Origin of the sequence: Bacillus sp. NSP9.1, from assembly GCF_000465465.2 — a bacterium.
Classification (GTDB): domain Bacteria; phylum Bacillota; class Bacilli; order Bacillales; family Bacillaceae; genus Bacillus; species Bacillus sonorensis_A.
Genome location: NZ_CP048273.1, coordinates 4,090,378 through 4,110,110, shown reverse-complemented (window position 1 = coordinate 4,110,110; position 19,733 = coordinate 4,090,378). Strand labels below are relative to the sequence as shown.

The window sequence follows — 19,733 nt, the reverse complement described above, 5'->3', positions numbered from 1 at the left end:
TTGAAAAAACTATCATTATTGTTAATGGCGCTGGTGACAGTGCTTGTCATCGCGGCGTGCGGAAGCCAATCCGCTGATTCAGGTGCGAAAAAAGGAGAAACGGTCACAATCAAACATGCGAGCGGCTCAACAGATGTACCCAAAAATCCGAAAAAAGTCGTTGTCTTCAATTTCGGAGTGCTTGACACACTTGATGAGCTTGGATTAAGCGACCGCGTTGTCGGCCTTCCGAAGCAAAGTCTTCCGGCTTATCTTAAAAAATATAATGAAAATAAGTATGAAAGTGTCGGCGGACTGAAAGAGCCTGACTTTGAAAAAATTGCTGAACTTGAGCCCGACTTGATCATCATCGAAGGCAGACAGTCGGAACAATATGATGAGTTCAAAAAAATCGCGCCGACGATCGACATTCAGCTTGACCAGAAGAACTATATGAAGAGCTTTAAAGAAAATACCGAAAACATCGGCAAAATCTTCGGCAAAGAAGATGCTGTAAAGGATGAGCTGGCGAGAATTGATAGCCAGGCAGAGAAAGTCAACAAACTGGCTAAAGAAAAAGGCGGCAAAGGATTGGTCGTCCTGACAAGCGACAAACAAATCAGCGCTTATGGAAGCGGCTCAAGATTTGGCCTGATCCACGATGTACTTGGCGTTGAGCCTGCTGATCAAGACATCAAAGTATCCCTTCACGGCCAAAGCGTTTCTTCTGAATATATCTCAGAAAAAAATCCGGACTATCTGTTTGTCATCGACCGGAGCGCGGCCATCGGGGAAAAAGGAACAGCCAAAGAAGTGATTGAAAACGAAATCGTCAAATCGACAAACGCGTATAAAAACGGTCATATCACATACCTTGACCCGGGCTACTGGTACTTATCAGGCGGAGGACTTGAGTCTGTGTCAGAAATGGTGAAAGAAGTCGAAAACGGATTGAAATAAAAAACAGCCGGCACAGTCCGGCTGTTCAGGCTGTTGAGAAAATCCCGACAGCCTTTTTGAAATGTTATCTATACAATATATTGAGTTCGTCCTATAGATACACTTTATATTGTGTATGAGAAAATAAAAATGAGGGTTTCTTTGATATCAGTCTTTAAAAACCCCACTTTCTCTTTAATCTTAGCTTCCTGTGGCAGGAAGCTAATTATTTCCGTTCTATAGGCTCCATATGAACATGCGAATAATCAACCGCATGCTCCTCCTTATTCCCCGCTCAATTGCATTGGCGATATCGCGGCTTTCCGTCATATTTAAATCAGCGGATACTTCAGCCGCTACATCAACGCAGACCCTACTGCCCAAGTATCTCGTGAGAGCTTTTCGATCGTTTTCTTATCTGAAATGTCCTTAACACGAAGCCATCTGTTAAAGAGCCGGATGAATCTTTAACAATATCCCATCCCGTTTTTTGAAATGAGAAGACCAATTCACAAACGCCGTGACCATATCAATTAAAGTTGAGTCTAAGTATAATCCAAAGAATGTGCAAAGCCAAATGACTTTTCAATCTAAAAGATAGGTACAGGATTCTAGTAAGTAAGATTCTTTATTATCATTATTTTGACCGATGTTCCCTGTTAAAAGGATCATGTATGATCGATAAAGAAAACGCTTTCAAGAAAAGGGGACTGCCAACATGCCTTATCGTATGAAACGAGTGTTGTTGCTTCTTATCACTGGATTGTTTATGAGTTTGTCTGCATTCACTTCTACTGCCTCGGCTCAAGCAGGCGGATCGTTTTTTGACCCTTTTAACAGCTATAACCCCGGTTTATGGCAAAAAGCAAATGGTTATTCGAATGGAAATATGTTCAACTGCACTTGGCGTGCAAATAATGTATCAATGACGTCATTGGGTGAAATGCGTTTGGCGCTAACAAGTCCATCCTATAACAAGTTTGACTGCGGGGAAAACCGTTCTGTTCAAACATATGGCTATGGACTTTATGAAGTCAAAATGAAACCAGCTAAAAACACAGGGATCGTTTCATCGTTCTTCACTTACACAGGTCCAACAGATGGAACGCCTTGGGATGAGATTGATATCGAATTTTTAGGAAAAGACACAACAAAGGTTCAATTTAACTATTATACAAATGGTATAGGAAACCATGAGAAGCTTGTGAATCTCGGATTTGATGCAGCCAATGCCTATCACACGTATGCGTTCGATTGGCAGCCAAATTCTATTAAATGGTATGTCGATGGGCAATTAAAACATACTGCGACAAGCCATATTCCGACAACACCAGGAAAGATCATGATGAACTTGTGGAATGGTACTGGTGTCGATGAATGGCTCGGTTCCTACAATGGTGTAACACCGCTATACGCTCATTACGACTGGGTGCGTTATACAAAAAAATAGTGTCATATATCATAAGAGCCTGCTGCCTCAATATAGCCGGGCTCTTATGATTGTAATGAGAAATTGTTGGCATGAATAGTCTTCTATACGAAACTTATCGAGATAATGCCAGTCCTCTTTCTTTTGTTAAAATAACATCTTCATATTCTTCAATTTCTTTTTGTTGTTCTATCAATCTTTCTCTTTCGTTCACTAAAATCGCCCGCTGCCGTCCCGCAATCATATCCGGCGTCTTGTTTAGCAAAAAAAATGGATTCTCCGGCGCTGAACAGCACTTGCAGTTCGATAGCTATCATAATAAAGGATGCAAGCGTTTCGGCCCGAAAGTGACGATAGATCATTTTTTCTTTTTATCCAAGCTTACCTGCTGAAGACTTCACAAATTTGGAATAAACCGTCATATTTTCTCACACGGATTTTCGACAAACGGAACAGCCGGCACAGTCCGGCTGTTTTTTATTAAAAGACAAGACACCAGTTCAGTTCGAACTGGTGTCTTTCCTTCAGCGCGCAGGCTGCTCTTGCTTCTGCGGCTTCTTTTTCAGCGTAAATGAGAGAATAAATCCGATCAAGGCGAGGACGGCTGCGACGATAAAGGCTGAGTTCATTCCGTGTACGACTGCGTTCAACGGATTTGAAGTGCTGGCGTGTTTCGTCGACGTACTCATCACAGAAATTAATACAGCCGTACCGATCGAACCGCCGATTTGACGCATCGTATTGTTCATCGCTGTTCCGTGCGGAATCAGATGATTCGGCAAAGCGTTGATGCCGGCTGTTGTCAGCGGCATCATGATCATCGAAGTTCCGATCATGCGCACGGTATAAATGACGACAATGAATGTCAGTGATGTATCGATTTTCAGATCGGCAAACGGTATCGTCGTCAAGAGCAGGAGGGCAAATCCGATGATCGCCAGCCCTTTTCCGCCGATCTTGTCAAAAATCCTGCCGATAATCGGAGACATAATCCCCATAGCGACCGCTCCCGGCAGAAGCATCAGACCGGAATCAAAAGCGGTAACGTCTCTGACGTTCTGTGTATAAAGCGGCAAAATCGTTTCTGTACCGATCATTAAGGCGAAAACAATCATTCCCAGCAATGTGGTTATGCTGAACGTCCATGATTGAAAGACGCGGAATTCGAGAATCGGTCTTTTGATCCTCAACTGTCTCATAATAAAGACGATTAAGGCAATGGCGCCAATGACAAATGAAGTGATAACGGTATTGTCTCCCCATCCTTCTGAGCCGGCGCTGCTGAATCCGTACAATAATCCGCCGAACCCTAAGCTGGACAGGATGATGGAGAGGATGTCAACAGATGTTTCTCTCAATTTCGTTACGTTTTTCATCAGAATGATGACCAATACAAGGTCAATGAGCGCAATTGGCAAAATGATATAGAATAAGTATCTCCAAGTAAAGCTGTCAACGATCCAGCCTGACAATGTCGGACCGATCGCCGGGGCAAAGGCGATGACAAGGCCGACCATCCCCATTGCCGATCCCCGTTTTTCAACCGGGAAAATCGTTAAAAAGATCGTTTGCATAAGCGGCATCATAATTCCGGCGCCCGCGGCCTGGATGATCCGCGCAGTCAATAGAATCGGGAAGTTAGGCGCGAACGCGCCGACGATCGTACCGGCTGTAAAGATTGCCATCGCGGCAATGACAAGCGCCCGGCTTGAATACCGCTCAATCAAAAAGGCGGTAATCGGAATCAGAATCCCGTTCGTCAGCATAAAGGCCGTTGTCAGCCATTGTCCTTGTGTCGCATCGATATTCAAATCCGCCATAATATGCGGCAGCGCGGTAACTAAAAGCGTCTGATTCAAGATCGCGATAAAGGCTCCGGCAATAAGCAAACCGACGATGATCTTTCGATTATAGGTTTGCTGTTCAGTTTGAGTATTCATGTGAAATCCCTCTTATTCTTTCGTATATATTGTTTTGATTTGTGCTATTGTCTGTTCCAGCGTCTCGATTTTTCCGAGGTAATCGAGGAGAGCCTGAATCAAAAACGGACGCGGCTCTTCTTCGAACATTTCTTGGCACAGCATGCCCGCGGCAGATTGCAGTTCCTTGACGTCAAAGTCATCGTTTGACAGCGAGCGGATTGCATCTTTCAGTGTTTGTAAATGCCCGGCCAGCAATTCTTCCTTTTTGGGCGGGTGTGGAATGGCCATATTCATATAGCTGGCTATAATGTCTTCATTTAATGAAGGTTTCATTTCACCGGTCTGTTTTTTCTCGATGTACAAATCCAACAAAGACATAATGAATGGCGGAATCGACTCGACATGAGGCTGAGATTTTTTAGCGGCGACTAAGAAAAGGAATTCCCTCATCAAGCCGTGGTAAATGATCACGAGCTCCCAAATGTACGGTTTCACCTCTTCTCCGTACGCCTGAATGATCGAATCTCTGTGCCAGCTGATAATCATCGACTTCGTCTGTTTGAGATGCTTTCGAATAAGGGCCGTATCAGGAGACGCCCCGTCGTTGGACATGAAGTTGATAAATTGACGGTTTTCTCTAAACTCCATGATTTCCAGGGCGATTTTCTTTGCGAATCTCTCTTTCGGCGTCAAAGAGGATTCCGTATTGATTTTGGCGCTTTTCTTCAGCATTTCTTCTTTTCTGAAGTTGATTAATGCCAGCAGCAGTTCTTCTTTTGATTGAAAGATTTTATAAATAGAGGCCTTGGAAATTTTGCATTCTTCAGCAATCGCCTGCATCGAAACATTGAGGTAGCCTTTTTCGGCAAACAGTTTTTTGGCGGCTTTTATGATGTCTGCTTTCTTATCCTTCATCCTTGATCCTTCTCTCACAATGATAAAACCCATGAGTCATAAAAAAACTCATGAGTTTTCATAAAAGAATATTAGCAGACACGACCGGTACGGTCAACGATTTTGTTTCAGTTTATTTGGCGGCTGGTTTGATCGATTCAAAAAGGGGAGGATGCCGCAGTTTGCCACATTGCGCAGACTGATGATGGAGCTTTTGATTGCGGAATGTTGAAAAAGGGCTATCGAACGCGATAGCCCATGTTTTTTCTATTTCAGTTTAAATCCTTGCTTTTCAAGCATTTCCCGAATGTGCGGATAATACACGCTGTTGTAGTAAGCTGAAATGCCTTGCGACCAGTTTCGCGATTCCTGTCCGTTTGTGCGTTGTTTCATGTATTCGGACATCTCTTCGTCGTATGTGTCAATCAGCGGTTTCAAATCGCGTCGGTATGTTTCGCTGTGCCTTACCGCTTGTTCAGGCAGGCGCGGTTTTTTCGCTGAACGGTCTGCCGGGTGGCCTACGACAAGGCCTGCAACCGGAAACACGTACTCGGGAATCTCGAGCAGTCCGATCAGTTCTTCGGCCCGGCCGCGGACAGCGCCGATCGGCACGGTGCCGAGTCCCATAGATTCGGCGGCAGCCGTGGCAGTGCCGATGGCGATGCCGCAATCGACCGCCCCGACGAGCACCGATTCCATTCCGTCTGTTATGGCAAGGTTCTGTCCGTTTTTCTCAAGCGCGATTTTCGCCCTGTTGAAGTCTGCGCAGAAGAGGAGGAAAACGGGAGCCTGATCGATCCAGGCCTGTCCGCCGGCCAGTTCGGCAATCTTCTGTTTTCTCTCTTGGTCCTGGACGGTGATCACGGTGACCTGCTGGCCGTTGATCGATGTCGGAGCGGCCTGGACGGCTTGGATGATGCTGTCCAGCTGTTCAGGGCTGACAGGCTCATCTGTATAGCTGCGGATCGATCTGTGGTCTGTCAGTGTTTTTAATACTTCATTCATGTTCATCTATCCCTTCTTCATTTACGTTGTTTGCGTGCGCACCACATTGAGCGGTTCAGCTAAAAGGTCGCCTGCTTGTTTAACAAACGTTTGAAAATGCTCTGTTTGATTATGGGCGTCAAGCGCTTCCTGGTCTTTCCATTGTTCGAGCATAACAAATGTAGTGGCCTCTTCGGTGTTCTCGAAGAGCTCGTATTGGGCATTTCCGCTTTCAGCTCTTGAATGTTTAAGCAATGGCTGAATGCTTTCTAAAAATGAGTCTCGTTTTTCCGGTTTTACTTTCATGTAAGCTTGTAATACGATCATCGGATATGACCTCCGTTATTCAATTTGAATTTATTGTTCGAAAATCATCGAACAGTTGAATCGTATCATGAGGAGCTTTCTTCGGCAAACAATTTGCCTAATTGTCTTGAAGTAAGGATTATGATACATTTAACCCATGAAAACACATCACATGAAGTTAATCTCCGTTCTTCAGGCGCTGAGTGATCCGATCAGGCTGGAAATTGTCCAAGCTTTGGCTGAAACGGCGGAAAAAACGTGCGGTTCATGCAGCAATTTCAAAGTGGCCAAATCGACGCTTTCCCACCATTTCAAAGTGCTTCGGGAAGCCGGTCTTCTCAAAGTGCGGATTGAAGGAAAGCACCATTATTATTCCCTTTGCAAGGATGAACTGGATAAGCAGTTTCCGGGATTGATCGATGCGATCCTTCAAGTCGGCAAAGAACGGTGGTAAACCTTAATTAAAACATATCGAAGCTCATTTTCGGGAATACCGGCAGATAGCGCTGCCGGTGTATTTGTTTTATCCGCAGACCGCCTCATAGAGCTTTGCCACCCCGTCATCAATCTGCCCCATGCCGATTTTCGCAAATCCAAGAACAAGAGAGACGACACCGGGTTGCTTCTCTTTTTTTCCATTTAATATAAAGCGATTCATCCCGTATATTTCCACCCGTCTTTCTCCGGCCCGCCGTAAAACATCCTCTTCACTGTGGTTTGTTTCAAAGTCGGCCACAAAATGCAGCCCTGCGCTTGCTCCTTTGATCTTCAGCCGGTGCGCGAAGGTGTTCTCAAGGCTTTCGATCAGCCTTGTCCGTTTTTCTTCATATATTTGGTTCATTTTCTTGATGTGTTTTTGGTATTCTCCCGATTCAATGAATTCCTGAAGGGCGAATTGCGTCAGGACGCTGCTTGTTTGAATGGAGAAATGGTGCCGTTTTCTATATCGCTTCAACAGTTTTTGCGGCAGCACCATATAGCTGATTCTCAGGCCGGGAAGAAGCGACTTGGAAAATGTTCCGATGTAAATCACTTTTTCAGAGCGGTCAAGGCTTTGCAAAGCCGGAATGGTGTCGCTGCCATATTTAAATTCGCTGTCATAATCGTCTTCAACAATATAGCGGTCTTCACCGTCGGACACCCAGTTCAACAGCTGAATCCTTCTTGATACCGGCATGATGATGCCTGTTGGAAACTGGTGTGAAGGCGTCACAAACAGAACATCGGGGTTCAGCGCTTGAATATCGCTGATCCGCACGCCTTTATGATCAAGCTCGATCGTTGCGACCCGCTTGTTCTCATTTTTCAGCAATTGGTAGATGCGGCTGTATCCGGGCTCCTCCATTGCATAAAGGGCAGATTCCGGAAGCAGGTCCTGGAGGGTGTGGATGAGCGGCTGAGTGCCGGCGCTGATCACGATCTGCTCGGGATGGCATTTGACACCTCTTGTCAGCGCGATGAAGCGGGCGATGGTCTGACGCACTCCGTATACGCCCTGCGGATGCGTCATTTCTCCGAGTTCACTCGTATGGGAAGCGACAGCTTTTTGTTCGCAGCGAAGCCATGTTTTAAAAGGAAAATGAGTTGTATCCACGTTCATATGTGAAAAAGAAATCCAGCCGCCTCCTTTTTCCGCTTCTTCAGCCAATTCTGCATCAAGCCGGAGCGGTTCTGAGTGCCGGCTGGCGTGAAATGTTTCGATCTGCTCCACGAAAAAACCCTTTCTTTCCTTTGAATAGAGGTACCCTTCGGCAAGAAGCTGCTGGTAAGCCGCATTGACGGAATTGATGCTGACGTTCAGCGCTTTGGCAAGTTCGCGTTTTGACGGCAGTTTGTTGTCCGGCAAAAGATTTCGGTTGAATATTTCTTCTTTGATTTTCTGATAAATTTGGTGATAAATATAATCCGCGTCCCCAGAGCGGTCAATCGGTATTGTAATCATAGCCCCTCCTTCTGGTACCATGAAAAATTAAAAGTTGGTACTTTTCATCATACCAAAAAATATTCAGAATAGTAAGAAATAATGAAGGGGAGAGATCATTTATGAGTCTTAACACAACAGAGTTGACAACGAAAGACTGGCAGGCCAAACGGGATCAATTTGTGGCAAGAGGGGTTGCCAATGGCAACCGCCAGCTGGCAGCAAAAGGAGAAGGTGCGGTTTTATATGATATAGACGGCCGGCGTTTTATCGATTTCGCAGGAGCGATCGGTACGGTAAACGTCGGGCATTCCCATCCGAAAGTCGTTGAAGCGGTCAAGCGGCAAGCCGGACAGCTAATCCATCCGGGCTTCAATGTGATGATGTATCCTGCATATCTGGAACTGGCGGAAAAGCTGTGCCGGCTTGCACCAGGCACACACGATAAAAAAGCCATTTTCTTAAATTCGGGGGCTGAAGCCGTTGAGAACGCCGTAAAAATCGCCAGAAAATATACCAATCGTCAAGCGGTCGTATCCTTTACCCGCGGATTCCACGGCCGCACCAACATGACGATGAGCATGACGAGCAAGGTCAAGCCGTACAAGTTCGGATTCGGGCCATTTGCACCTGAGGTCTATCAGGCGCCGTTCCCTTACTATTACAGGAAGCCGGAAGGCATGACGGATGAAAGCTATGATGACATGGTGATTCAGGCTTTTGACGATTTCTTTGTTTCCTCTGTCGCTCCCGAGACGGTCGCATGTGTCGTCATGGAGCCGGTGCAGGGGGAAGGCGGCTTTATCATTCCTTCCAAACGGTTTGTCCAGCATGTCGCCCGTTTCTGCAAACAGCACGGAATCGTCTTTGTGGCTGACGAGATTCAAACAGGCTTTGCCCGCACAGGTAAATACTTTGCGATTGAACACTTCGATGTTGTACCTGACCTTGTGACGGTATCGAAGTCCCTTGCCGCAGGCGTTCCGCTCAGCGGTGTCATCGGACAGGCGGAAATGCTCGATGCCGCATCCCCCGGCGAGCTTGGCGGGACGTATGCCGGCAGTCCGCTCGGCTGTGTCGCCGCGCTTGCCGTGCTCGACATTATTGAAGAGGAAGAGCTGAATAAGCGTTCTGAAGAAATCGGAAAAGCGATCGAAGAGAAAGCGCTTGAATGGAAGACGAAATACCCGATGATCGGTGAAGTCCGCAGGCTCGGGGCGATGGCGGCGATCGAAATCGTCACAGATCAAAGCTCGCGTCAGCCGGACAAAGCGTCAGCCGCCAATATCGCCAAGTATGCCAATGAACACGGGCTGCTTTTATTAACGGCGGGGATCAACGGCAATATCATCCGTTTTCTGTCGCCGCTTGTGATCACGGACGAATTGCTGCAAGAAGGGCTTGGCATCATCGAAGAAGCGCTGGAACAACTCTAGATTGACCAACAAAGGGGGCGGATGTTCATGGGAAAACAGAAAATGAAAAAATCAATGTCGCAGACGGATGTGCTATTTTTGGCGATCGGGGCCATGCTGGGCTGGGGCTGGGTTGTCCTTTCCGGCGACTGGATTTCGACGGCCGGCTTTTTGGGCAGCACGATCGCGTTTGTCATCGGCGGGATTCTTGTGATATTGATCGGTTTAACGTATGCGGAACTGTCTTCCGCGATCCCGGAAACGGGAGGCGGACTGGTTTTCGTCTATCGGGCATTTGGGCGGAAGACGGCATTTATCGCCGCTTGGGGTGTGCTGTTCGGCTATGTTTCAGTCATTACCTTTGAAGCCGTCGCACTGCCGACTGTTATTGATTATGTGATGCCTGTTGAACACCAAGGGTTTTTATGGTCGCTCAGCGGCTGGGATGTTTATTTGACTTGGGTTTTGATCGGCTCAGGAGGCGCCGTCGTTTTGACCGCCCTCAATTACTTCGGAGTGAAGCCGGCTGCGATTTTTCAATCGGTCTTTACGATTGCCATCATTGCAACCGGATTTCTGCTTCTGGGCGGCGCCTTGTTCAACGGTGATTTTGAAAATGTCAAGCCGCTCTTTAAAGACGGATTTTCCGGAATGATGTCCGTGCTCGTCATGATCCCGTTTTTGTTCGTCGGATTTGACGTCATTCCTCAGGTGGCGGCCGAAATCAAAGCACCGAAAAAAATCATCGGCAACATTTTAATCATCTCGATTGTCAGCGCGGTTGTGTTCTACCTTTTGATCGTCTTCGGGGTGACGATGGGTTTATCTGAAAGCGAGCTTGCGGAGACTTCTTTGGCAACGGCAGACGCCATGGTGAACCTGCTTGGCAGTCAGCTGTTCGGCACTGTCCTTGTACTTGGAGGTGTGGCCGGCATCATTACAAGCTGGAACGCGTTTATCATCGGGGCGAGCCGCATCCTGTTTGCCATGGCTGAAAAAGGGATGGTTCCGAAATGGTTCAGCTATATTCATCCCAAGTATCAAACGCCGACACATGCGATTTTATTTCTTGGCGCGTTGGCATTCTTCGCGCCTCTCCTGGGACGCCCCGCTCTCGTGTGGATTGTTGATGCCGGAGGAACCGGCATTATCGTCGGGTATTTGATCGTGTCAATTGCGTTTATGAAGCTGAGAAAAACAGAGCCCCACTTACACCGACCGTACAAAATCAATAAGTGGAAAACAACGGGTTTATCTGCTATCCTCTTAAGTGTTATCTTCCTTGCCTTTTATTTGCCGGGCATGCCGGCTGCGCTCGTGTGGCCGTATGAATGGCTGATATTGGCGGGATGGACATTGATCGGCATTATTTTATACAACAGCAATTCAAAGCATAAAGGGGAGGAGATTCAAGATGACCAGCATGCTAGAAGTGTTTAACCCGGCAACCGGAGAAAAAATCAAATCGGTTCCCCAGCAATCCGCAAAGGAAGTCGAAGAAGCGGTTGAGCGTTCACATGAGGCGTTTCAAACATGGTCGAAAACGTCGGCTGTTGAAAGAGCGGGCTTGCTGAAAAAGTGGTTTGATCTCATTGTTGAGCAAAAAGAAGAGCTGGCCAAGCTGATTACGCTTGAGAATGGAAAACCTTATCAGGAAGCACAGGGTGAAGTGATGTACGCCGCAGGTTATATTGAGTGGTACGCAGAAGAAGCAAAGCGCGTCTACGGGAGAACGGTTCCCGCATCTGTCACCAATAAGCGGATTGTCGTCACCCGTCAGGCGGTCGGTCCTGTTGCGGCCATTACCCCGTGGAACTTTCCGGCGGCGATGATCACGCGTAAAGCCGCGCCTGCGCTGGCAGCGGGCTGCACCTTTATCATCAAGCCTGCACCGGATACGCCGCTGACAGCGCTTGAGCTTGTGCGTCTGGGGCATGAAGCCGGCATTCCGAAAGACGCCCTTCAATGTGTGATCGGCGACGGGGAAGAAATCGGCTCTATTTTCACAAGTCATCCGTTGATCCGCAAAATCACATTTACCGGGTCAACGCCTGTCGGCAAACATTTGATTAAAAACAGCGCTGATACAGTGAAGCATGTCTCAATGGAGCTTGGCGGGCATGCGCCGCTGATCGTTGCTGAGGATGCCAACATTGACCTTGCCGTTCAACAGGCTATGCTGTCAAAATACAGAAACGCCGGACAAACCTGTGTCTGCGCCAATCGTCTGATCGTTCATGAATCGATCAAGGACGAATTTGCGGAAAAACTCCGCGCGGAAGTCGCCAAGCTGAAAGTGGGGAACGGTCTTGACGAAGGCGTTTCAGTCGGACCGATCATCAATAAAAAAGGCTTCCAAAAAATCGTCGATCAAATCAATGACGCGGTCGAAAAAGGTGCAAAGGTTTTAATCGGCGCGGAATATGACAGCGATGATGAGAAATCGTGTTATTTTGTACATCCGACAGTGCTGACTGATGTCGATGCTTCGATGACGATCATGCATGAAGAAACATTCGGTCCTGTTGCACCGATTACGTCTTTCAAAACATTGGATGAAGCGATCAAGCTTGCCAATGATACGCCATACGGGTTAGCGGCTTATTTCTTTACGGAAAACTATCGCAGCGGCATCTATTTGTCGGAAAACCTTGATTACGGCATTCTCGGCTGGAATGACGGCGGCCCGTCTGCAGTACAGGCACCGTTCGGCGGCATGAAGGAAAGCGGCATCGGCCGTGAAGGCGGAATTGAGGGAATCGAACCTTATCTTGAAACGAAATATTTGTCCATCGGTTTGGGTGATTAAAAGACGACAACCTCACCGATATGTGTCAAAAGAAAGCCCTGTGTACAATCAAGTATACAGGGCTTTCATTTTGGAAACCAAATGCAGCTCGACGGCTACAGATCATCATGTGAAGTGCAGTTTTTTGATGTATAAAGACAGTTGAAGAGAAAGTCGTTATTTTAACCGGAGCATCCAGCAGAATCAGAGAAGCTGTTGCCAAAGAACTTGCAAGCAATGGTGCCAAGGTTGTGCTTACGGCGAGGCGTGAAGGCCGTCTGCGGAATCTTAAGCTGGCACTTGAAAAACAGGGCGGCACAGTTGAATATAAAGTAACAGACGTCACTTCTCAAGATGATATGGAGGAGCTTGCGCGTTTTACGATCGATACCTTCGGACGAATTGATGTGCTGTGAAAACGCACACCGCTATACGTTTTCATAGACTCCGAAACTCCGTTTCTTTTTAGGTGTATACGATACATAAAAAATCCCCAGCAACAAAAGCGCGATCCCCGCCCATGACACGGGAGAAAGGGACTCTCTGACAAGCGCGGTCCCCAACAGCGAAGCGGTGAGCGGTTCGGCCAGGGACAGGGTGACGGCCGTTGAAGCGGGCACTTTTTTCAGGCCTGTTGTAAACAAGAGATATGCTGCAGCAGTCGCGATCACTCCGATATAAAGGCTGGCCCCCGCACCCCGGGCGGAAAAGATCCAGCTCAGATCATACAGAAACAATAACGGAGAGAGCATCACAGCGCTTAAGGAGAAGACAACCCCGGTTACGGCCTCGGGCATCTGCCTTTGCAGGAGCTGTTTGCTCGTCAAGGTATACACGGCAAAAGAGAGCCCCGCCCCAAGCGCCAGCAAAATGCCGAAGAAGCTGCCTTTTGAGGAAGCGGATGGGATAAATAACAAGGATACACCGCAGATCGCCGCCATCGTCGCAATCCACCATCTTTTGCCGGGAATCTTGCGGTGGGTCAGCCATTCAAGGCAGCCTGCGAGAACCGGTGCGCTGCCGATGGCGACCACCGTTCCGACGGCAATCCCGGATAAGCTGACGGCCGAAAAAAAGAAAGGCTGATAGAATGCCATACTAAGGGCTGCGATGACCAACGGCCGTACAGGCCAGCCTGCGCGTGTCAACCGCCCGCGTCCGGCCGCGAAAAGCAGCAAGGTTAAGCCGCCGACCGCCATTCTGACGGCACCGAAAACAAGAGGCGCCGCTTCCTTTGGCGCAAACGCCTGGGTTGTTCCTGTCGTTCCCCATAAAACCGCAGCCAGCAAGACAAATAGAATCGATAGTTTCATGCTCCGATCTCTCCCTCAGGTCAAAATACCGATCAATTTCACTTTTTCTATTGTATGACAAGTTTGCCGTTTTTTAAATCATATGATGATGTGCAATGCGATTACTCCGCTCCTGAAAAAGGAACTGGTCAACACCCTTGGCGAAATCATATCATAGGTGATCAATCCATTCATGGAGGAAGCGGATGAAGCCATTCAAGGCATACCGAAAAGCTGTACACAGGAGTTGCCGATCGGCCGGAATTTACTTGAAACGGAAGAAAAAACGGGTATGTCCTATTATATTTTGGCAGAATCACTAAACCCCTGGTGAACCAATCATAACGACGTGATAACGGGGGTTTTCTTTTCCGCAAAAAAAGCTGCCCGAGATCCTCTCAGGCAGCATAAGTCTTTTTACGATTTCTTTCTGCGCACTGTCACGAACAGTGCCGTTCCCCCGAGTAAAACAGCAAGGATTGACAAAATGAGAGAAGCGGTTTGAATCCCTGAATTTCCCTGAGCTTCTTGCGGTGTCTCTTTTGTTGTCGCTCCATGCTCATCAACGGTTTCGTGTCCGAGCTTGGAAGCATCGACGATGTTTGTGATCGAGTGCGGGGTATCGGCGTCTTCATCACCGGTCCATTCGACAATGCTTCCGTCTTTATAATACTGGTAGGCGTCCCATGCGGCCTGCTGCTGTTTGTCGGGGTTTTTCGCCGTGAAGGTAAACTGCTGGAACTCTCCCGGCTGAATGCCTCCGTCTTCAGCTTCCCATGTCACTCTTGTGACCTTTCCGTCTTTTTCTTCGGTGCTCGTTTTCCAGCCGGGAACAGGTTCATACTGCTGAAACTCAACGCCATCAGGCATGCTGAGAACGACTTTAGTCGTTGCGATATCTTTTTCAACCGGCACTTTGATCGTATATGTTTCCCATGATCCTGCCGCGGATTCGGCGGGCTTGACGGTGACGTGTGCGCTCACCGGTACGGCAAAAAGCAGAAGTGCTGCGCATACGGCGCTTAAAAACAAGTTTTGTTTAAACATGCTATCAAGACTCCTTTTTATTGACTTTTGCATTAAAAACCGTTCTGATTTCCTCAAATGATGCTGTTAAGCCATGCACCCGGACTTTCCAGATGCCTTCTTCATTCAGGTTTAAATTTTTCGCTCGGAATACGCCCTTTTCCTTTTTGGAAAGGGTGAAGGTGCTTTCCTTGCTGTCGCCGAAAAGACTTGTTTTGGAGACCGTTAAGTCGATTTTCTGAATATCTTTGATCACTTCTCCCCTTCGGTCTTTGACAACGACTTCAAATGTATTGGCTCCGGGCATGTTCGGACTGATTCTTAGTGACAGAGTTTGACCGTCAGTCAGCTGCTTTGTTTCATTAAATGGCTGCGGAAGCGGCGCCGGCGGGCTTGGTATGTTGGTGAAAACCGCTGTTGTCAAAAGGATGAGAAGACCGGCTGCCCATTCGGCTTTGATCGTGTGCCTTGAGTGTTTCGGTTTTTTTCTGAAGCGGACATAATGAAACGCCCCAAAGCCGATCATCAACAGGACGAGCCCTGATTTGAGCAGAAGCGTTTTCCCGTAAAGGGTCTCCAACAGGTTGTTCAATGTATGGACAATGAAAAAGCTGTTTAGCAATCCCGAAAACATCAGGAGCCCCGCTGAAACGAGCGCCCACGGCGAAAAGCGCCGGATCGTCGCCCATATGGGGTCTTTATCAGGCTTGAGCCAGTCTTTCCCGAAGAACAGCACAATGGAGGCAAGTCCCCCGGTCCAAACGGATGCTGCTGTCAAATGGATGAAATCCATCGCTGTCGTCATATAGCTGTAACTCGTTGCAGCGGCATGGCCGGAAAACGATTTGACAAATAAAAGCCCTATGAACAGGATCAACCCTAAAATGCTGTTCAATCGTCCGTTTTTCAGCGAGAAAACGGCAAGCAGAGCGACGAGGACGATGTTGACGATCCACAGCATCCCGCTTGTTGTATGAAAAAGCGTTTCCTTTAACAGTCCAGGCTGAAAAGCCTCCGTCCATGAAACTCCCGCATTTGCCTTTGTCTCAAGCGGCAGCTGAATGATGATAGCTGCGCTGATGAACAGGAGCGCGATGTTCCTGACCCGGTTCACGCGGCGGCGTCTGTTGGCCGGCCATCCGTTTTCAGGGCGGTGCCAGACGAGCCTGAAAAGAACAGCGCCCATGAAAAGGGAAAAACCTGTGTAAAGAAGAACTCGATTCATAACGGTATCGGCCGATGGCAGGCTTTTTGCGGCGCTTGTTTGCTCATTTGCCAAACCGCCTTGAACGTTGCCGACACTGAAGGGGATCGTGCCTGAGACGGGATGGCCGTCAGCCGATACAGCACGCCATTCAGCTGAATAAATATCATTCTTGATATTTTGCTTCAACCTGACGGTCATGATTTTTCGGTTGTCCGGATCGATTTGCGTTTCCCCTGAATCGACGCGCTCACCCGAAGAATTTCTGACCGTTATCGAGTGAAATCCTTCCTGAATCACTTCATTGAATTCGATTTTGACCTCTTTCGGCGCTTTTTCCAGCTCCTGATTCGCCGCCGGCGCCGAATCGACGATATAAGCATGGGCAAAGGCGGCTTTTGGCACCATGAAGAAGCAGAGAACAGCCATGACTGTCCAAAGTGAAGCTCTTTTTTTCATATTCATCCAATCTTTCATTAAAAATTTCATGTTTTCAGGCGGCAGCAAACTTCCTTCATGTTTTTCTGAATCTCCTGTGCCGCATCATCAAACGACAAAAGCCTGCCTCCAAACCCTTTCTTAAATTTCTCCGCGTCGGATCTTGAGGCGAACGCGATCGCCTGCGGCTCACAGCAATGCAAATGAAGATCGGCATCAAGCAGAAAAACGGCCATTTTGGCGCTGATTGTCGTGTCCAATAAAAAATCGCGGCAGATGATCTGTGCTGCATCATCCTTTACCTTTTCATAGCGGAGCATGGCACAGTGGGCGCAGCAAAATTGTTCAACTCCGCCGTCGGCTTTCACGATTTGGACGGACAGCCTCTGATTCGCCGCCGGTTTTCCGCAGACGAGACAGAGCTGGCCCTGCGGCTGCTTCGGCCGGTTTAAAGCGATCCCGCCGGCCGTTTTGATGACCTGGCCGTTTTCAATAAGCGGTTTGATATCGCGGTACACCGTCATTTCAGAGACGTTCAGCCTTTTTGAAATGTCGGAAATCCGCATGGTTTCCTCTTCTTTGATCCACGCCAAAATTTGCTGCCTCCGTTTGATTGGTAGCATTCTCCCCCTCCATTCTTGATTCGTATATGTATAAGCCTATTAAATTGAAGGAAAAGAAACAAGCGGGATGATGATAAAAAATGTGATGAAATGTTGAACTTTAACAAAAGTTAAAATGGTATTTTTTTAGTTCGCATGACCTGATTGGGAAATAGTAAAACCGCACTGTTTCGAAATTCCTTTGTCAGGAAATATCACAGGTTTGAACGCTTTAGCGAAGCAATGTGGAATAATAATCACAGAGGGGAGGGGAGAACATGGGGAAACAGAGGCTGGTTTTAATAGGGAACGGCATGGCCGGGGTTCGTGCGATTGAAGAGATTTTAAAGCTTGAAAGCGGGTTTGAGATCGTCATTATCGGAAGCGAACCCCATTTGAATTACAACCGGATTTTGCTGTCTTCCGTTCTTCAGGGCGAGGCTCGAATGGAAGATATTTTCCTGAACACCCACAGCTGGTATGAAGAGAACGGGATAACTCTTTATACCGGAGAAACGGCTGTCATGATCAATACCGAAAACCGGACGGTGGCAACTGATCAGAACCGTCAAATCGCCTATGACAAGCTGATTGTCGCAACAGGTTCTTCCCCGTTTATCCTCCCGGTTCCGGGTGCGGACAAAGAAGGGGTGTACGGATTTCGGACGATTGAAGACTGCCGGGCGTTTATAGATGCATCAAGGCGGTACCAAAAAGCCGCCGTCATCGGCGGCGGCATTTTAGGACTTGAGGCGGCTTCAGGGCTTGCGAATTTAGGCATGGATGTTGAAGTGATTCATCATTCTTCCTATATCATGCAACATCAGCTTGATCGCCCAGCGTCAACTATGCTCCAGAATGATCTAGAACGCCAAGGCATTCATTTTCTTTTAGAAAAAGATACGGAAGAGATTCTGGGAGCAGAACGCGCCGAGGGGGTGCGGTTCAAAGACGGGACGGAGACCCGCGCCGATCTGATCGTCATGGCGGCCGGCGTCAGGCCGAATGTCGCGCTGGCGAAGACGAGCGGCATTTCAGTAAACAAAGCCATCATTGTCAACGACTATATGCAGACAAATGTTCCAAACATTTATGCCGTCGGGGAGTGCGCGGAGCATAATGGAACGGTTTACGGTCTGATTAATCCCTTATATGAGCAGGGAAGAGTGCTGGCAAAGCATATTTGCGGTTTGGCATGCGGCGGCTATCAAGGGTCCGTTCAATCCACAGCCTTGAAAATCTCAAACATCGCCGCATTTTCAGCAGGCAAAATCAAAGAAGATGAAACGACAACCGCTATCAAACTGATAGACGAGTCAGCCGGCATTTATAAAAAGGCGGTGTTTCAAGCCGACAAAATGGCCGGTGTGATCTTATACGGGGATACCAGCGGCAAAGAGAAGCTGCTGGAAAGCATCGTCAAACAAAGGGATATTTCAGTTATAAAAAAAGCGTTGTTTGAAGCGGGGGATGAAAAAAGCTCAGTCGCTTCCATGCCGCCTGGGGAAACGATTTGCCAATGCAACGCGGTTACAAAAGGAACGATCATCGAGGCCGTCCGCGTCCGCGGTTTAAAAACGGCCGACGATGTGAAGCGCTGTACAAAGGCTTCCGGCTCCTGCGGAGGCTGCAAACCGTTAATAGAAGAATTGCTGGCTGTGGCTGCAGACCAGCAATTTGAGGAGCAGACGCTGAAACAAGCGATGTGCTCCTGCACATCATTAACGGAAGATGAAGTCGTGAACGAAATACAGATGAAGCATCTTTCTTCCGTTCAGGACGTCATCACGGCTCTGGGGTGGAAAAAGAGCAGCGGGTGCTCTGTTTGCGTGCCGGCGATTGACTATTATTTAAGGATGATCAGGCCGGAGGTCAATGAGGGTCTCCTGGCGGAGGCACAGGAGCAGGAAGATGGCACATGCTCGCTCGTTCCGCAAATGTACGGCGGTCTGACAAGTGCAGATGAGCTGAAACGGCTGGCCGGCGTGATGGAAAAATATCAGATTCCCAAGGTGTTTATCACACATGATCAAAGATTGAGGCTCTCAGGGATCAGACAGGAGGATCTCCAAAGCATAAAAGAAGAGCTCCACTTGCCGGTTGTCCCGCAGGAGAAACAGACAATCGCCGCTGTGAAAGCATGCACTTGCGGGCATATGGAGATGGTTCATAAAGCGGCTGCCGATTTGGAGAAAACGGCCGGGTCGCTGCTGATTCCGGCAAAGGTCTCGATCGGAATATCGGCATGCCGGGATGATTGTATTCGTGCAGCGGTACAGGATATCGGCATTCTGAAGGCGAACATGGGCTGGGAAATATACGCCGGCGGTCAAAGAGGACCGAACGCTGCTGCCGGGGAGTTGATTTTTGTGACCGATCAGCTGGAGGAAGCGGGTGACTTCATTAAAGGTTTTCTGCAGTATTACCGGGAAACAGCGAATTATCTTGAAGACATCGGGCGATGGATCGAACGCGCCGGCATCATTCATATTCGGGAAGTTCTATTTGACAACGGACTCAGAAGGCAGCTGATCGAACGGCTTGAAGGGGAGAAACGGCTGCTGAAGCAAGAAATGATAAAAGGGCTGATCTGA

The 19,733-nt window shown here is 48.1% G+C and carries 18 protein-coding genes and 2 pseudogenes; 9 read left to right on the top strand and 11 right to left on the bottom strand.

From position 1 onward, the window contains the following. Complete coding sequence (locus M654_RS21325; RefSeq protein ID WP_026585913.1) at positions 1-939, top strand: siderophore ABC transporter substrate-binding protein; 939 nt, start codon at positions 1-3, stop codon at positions 937-939. Positions 940-1,144: 205 nt separating this feature from the next. On the opposite strand, the pseudogene M654_RS21320 reads toward M654_RS21325, so the two are convergent. Continuing rightward, positions 1,145-1,452 (bottom strand): annotated as a pseudogene (locus M654_RS21320) (cation transporter dimerization domain-containing protein); the annotation flags it as partial. 184 nt (positions 1,453-1,636) lie between these two features. On the opposite strand from M654_RS21320, the gene bglS reads away from it, so the two are divergent. Then, a complete protein-coding gene (bglS, locus tag M654_RS21315) occupies positions 1,637-2,368 on the top strand; it encodes a beta-glucanase (RefSeq protein ID WP_026585914.1) in 732 nt (243 codons plus the stop codon). A gap of 214 nt (positions 2,369-2,582) precedes the next feature. Here bglS and M654_RS21310 read toward each other — a convergent pair. The 5 genes and pseudogenes from M654_RS21310 to M654_RS21290 form a co-directional block, all read right to left on the bottom strand. Continuing rightward, positions 2,583-2,703: pseudogene (locus M654_RS21310) on the bottom strand (transporter); the annotation flags it as partial. Between the two features lie 168 nt (positions 2,704-2,871). Next, complete coding sequence (locus M654_RS21305; RefSeq protein ID WP_026585915.1) at positions 2,872-4,287, bottom strand: MDR family MFS transporter; 1,416 nt, start codon at positions 4,285-4,287, stop codon at positions 2,872-2,874. 12 nt (positions 4,288-4,299) lie between these two features. Further along, the gene (locus M654_RS21300; RefSeq protein ID WP_026585916.1) at positions 4,300-5,184 is read right to left on the bottom strand and encodes a TetR/AcrR family transcriptional regulator; all 885 of its coding nucleotides are present in this window, start codon (positions 5,182-5,184) and stop codon (positions 4,300-4,302) included. 246 nt (positions 5,185-5,430) lie between these two features. Next, positions 5,431-6,168: an NADPH-dependent oxidoreductase gene (locus M654_RS21295; protein ID WP_026585917.1), complete on the bottom strand. Its 738-nt coding sequence runs from the start codon at positions 6,166-6,168 to the stop codon at positions 5,431-5,433. Positions 6,169-6,189: 21 nt separating this feature from the next. After that, positions 6,190-6,474, bottom strand: a complete 285-nt coding sequence (locus M654_RS21290) for a putative quinol monooxygenase (RefSeq protein ID WP_026585918.1) — start codon at positions 6,472-6,474, stop codon at positions 6,190-6,192. A gap of 136 nt (positions 6,475-6,610) precedes the next feature. Between M654_RS21290 and M654_RS21285 the strand changes: the two genes are divergently transcribed. Then, positions 6,611-6,907 (top strand): ArsR/SmtB family transcription factor, encoded by a 297-nt coding sequence (locus tag M654_RS21285; RefSeq protein WP_026585919.1) that lies wholly within the window; start codon positions 6,611-6,613, stop codon positions 6,905-6,907. A 69-nt stretch (positions 6,908-6,976) separates the two neighbouring features. Here M654_RS21285 and gabR read toward each other — a convergent pair whose 3' ends face one another. Beyond that, positions 6,977-8,395 (bottom strand): MocR-like transcriptional regulator GabR, encoded by a 1,419-nt coding sequence (gene gabR / locus M654_RS21280; RefSeq protein ID WP_026585920.1) that lies wholly within the window; start codon positions 8,393-8,395, stop codon positions 6,977-6,979. Positions 8,396-8,496: 101 nt separating this feature from the next. On the opposite strand from gabR, the gene gabT reads away from it, so the two are divergent. The 4 genes from gabT (at position 8,497) to M654_RS21260 (ending at position 12,993) form a co-directional block, all read left to right on the top strand. Then, positions 8,497-9,810, top strand: coding sequence for a 4-aminobutyrate--2-oxoglutarate transaminase (gabT, locus tag M654_RS21275; protein ID WP_026585921.1), 1,314 nt, complete (start codon positions 8,497-8,499; stop codon positions 9,808-9,810). A 27-nt stretch (positions 9,811-9,837) separates the two neighbouring features. Next, the gene (locus tag M654_RS21270; protein ID WP_026585922.1) at positions 9,838-11,229 is read left to right on the top strand and encodes an APC family permease; all 1,392 of its coding nucleotides are present in this window, start codon (positions 9,838-9,840) and stop codon (positions 11,227-11,229) included. Further along, positions 11,204-12,598 carry a succinate-semialdehyde dehydrogenase gene (gabD, locus tag M654_RS21265; RefSeq protein ID WP_026585923.1) on the top strand — a complete coding sequence of 465 codons (1,395 nt, stop codon included), beginning with the start codon at positions 11,204-11,206 and terminating at the stop codon, positions 12,596-12,598. Before M654_RS21270 ends, gabD begins: the two co-directional genes overlap by 26 nt. Before the next feature lie 131 nt (positions 12,599-12,729). Continuing rightward, the gene (locus M654_RS21260; protein WP_035427904.1) at positions 12,730-12,993 is read left to right on the top strand and encodes an SDR family NAD(P)-dependent oxidoreductase; all 264 of its coding nucleotides are present in this window, start codon (positions 12,730-12,732) and stop codon (positions 12,991-12,993) included. A 12-nt stretch (positions 12,994-13,005) separates the two neighbouring features. Here the strand turns inward: M654_RS21260 and M654_RS21255 are convergent, their stop codons facing one another. After that, positions 13,006-13,890 carry a DMT family transporter gene (locus tag M654_RS21255; protein WP_026585924.1) on the bottom strand — a complete coding sequence of 295 codons (885 nt, stop codon included), beginning with the start codon at positions 13,888-13,890 and terminating at the stop codon, positions 13,006-13,008. 172 nt (positions 13,891-14,062) lie between these two features. Here M654_RS21255 and M654_RS21250 point away from each other — a divergent pair, with 172 nt between their 5' ends. Further along, positions 14,063-14,203: a hypothetical protein gene (locus M654_RS21250; protein WP_163170573.1), complete on the top strand. Its 141-nt coding sequence runs from the start codon at positions 14,063-14,065 to the stop codon at positions 14,201-14,203. Between the two features lie 83 nt (positions 14,204-14,286). Here the strand turns inward: M654_RS21250 and M654_RS21245 are convergent, their stop codons facing one another. The 3 genes from M654_RS21245 to M654_RS21235 are packed head-to-tail and all read right to left on the bottom strand — an operon-like array spanning position 14,287 to position 17,160. Then, on the bottom strand, positions 14,287-14,916 hold the full coding sequence (locus M654_RS21245; protein WP_026585925.1) for a YcnI family copper-binding membrane protein: 630 nt from the start codon (positions 14,914-14,916) through the stop codon (positions 14,287-14,289). A gap of 4 nt (positions 14,917-14,920) precedes the next feature. Next, positions 14,921-16,564 (bottom strand): copper resistance protein CopC, encoded by a 1,644-nt coding sequence (locus M654_RS21240; protein ID WP_026585926.1) that lies wholly within the window; start codon positions 16,562-16,564, stop codon positions 14,921-14,923. 20 nt (positions 16,565-16,584) lie between these two features. Next, positions 16,585-17,160: a DeoR family transcriptional regulator gene (locus M654_RS21235; protein ID WP_026585927.1), complete on the bottom strand. Its 576-nt coding sequence runs from the start codon at positions 17,158-17,160 to the stop codon at positions 16,585-16,587. 257 nt (positions 17,161-17,417) lie between these two features. Between M654_RS21235 and nirB the strand changes: the two genes are divergently transcribed. After that, complete coding sequence (nirB, locus tag M654_RS21230) at positions 17,418-19,733, top strand: nitrite reductase large subunit NirB (RefSeq protein WP_026585928.1); 2,316 nt, start codon at positions 17,418-17,420, stop codon at positions 19,731-19,733.

Excerpts from the sequence above, each read along its gene's own strand:
- M654_RS21285 (WP_026585919.1), top strand. The coding sequence starts at position 6,611 with ATGAAAACACATCACATGAAGTTAATCTCCGTTCTTCAGGCGCTGAGT.
- M654_RS21270 (WP_026585922.1), top strand. The coding sequence starts at position 9,838 with ATGGGAAAACAGAAAATGAAAAAATCAATGTCGCAGACGGATGTGCTA.
- M654_RS21255 (WP_026585924.1), bottom strand. The coding sequence starts at position 13,890 with ATGAAACTATCGATTCTATTTGTCTTGCTGGCTGCGGTTTTATGGGGA.
- bglS (WP_026585914.1), top strand. The coding sequence starts at position 1,637 with ATGCCTTATCGTATGAAACGAGTGTTGTTGCTTCTTATCACTGGATTG.
- nirB (WP_026585928.1), top strand. The coding sequence starts at position 17,418 with ATGGGGAAACAGAGGCTGGTTTTAATAGGGAACGGCATGGCCGGGGTT.
- M654_RS21240 (WP_026585926.1), bottom strand. The coding sequence starts at position 16,564 with ATGAATATGAAAAAAAGAGCTTCACTTTGGACAGTCATGGCTGTTCTC.
- gabR (WP_026585920.1), bottom strand. The coding sequence starts at position 8,395 with ATGATTACAATACCGATTGACCGCTCTGGGGACGCGGATTATATTTAT.
- M654_RS21250 (WP_163170573.1), top strand. The coding sequence starts at position 14,063 with ATGGAGGAAGCGGATGAAGCCATTCAAGGCATACCGAAAAGCTGTACA.
- M654_RS21245 (WP_026585925.1), bottom strand. The coding sequence starts at position 14,916 with ATGTTTAAACAAAACTTGTTTTTAAGCGCCGTATGCGCAGCACTTCTG.
- M654_RS21300 (WP_026585916.1), bottom strand. The coding sequence starts at position 5,184 with ATGAAGGATAAGAAAGCAGACATCATAAAAGCCGCCAAAAAACTGTTT.
- gabT (WP_026585921.1), top strand. The coding sequence starts at position 8,497 with ATGAGTCTTAACACAACAGAGTTGACAACGAAAGACTGGCAGGCCAAA.
- M654_RS21235 (WP_026585927.1), bottom strand. The coding sequence starts at position 17,160 with ATGCTACCAATCAAACGGAGGCAGCAAATTTTGGCGTGGATCAAAGAA.
- gabD (WP_026585923.1), top strand. The coding sequence starts at position 11,204 with ATGACCAGCATGCTAGAAGTGTTTAACCCGGCAACCGGAGAAAAAATC.
- M654_RS21295 (WP_026585917.1), bottom strand. The coding sequence starts at position 6,168 with ATGAATGAAGTATTAAAAACACTGACAGACCACAGATCGATCCGCAGC.
- M654_RS21305 (WP_026585915.1), bottom strand. The coding sequence starts at position 4,287 with ATGAATACTCAAACTGAACAGCAAACCTATAATCGAAAGATCATCGTC.
- M654_RS21290 (WP_026585918.1), bottom strand. The coding sequence starts at position 6,474 with ATGATCGTATTACAAGCTTACATGAAAGTAAAACCGGAAAAACGAGAC.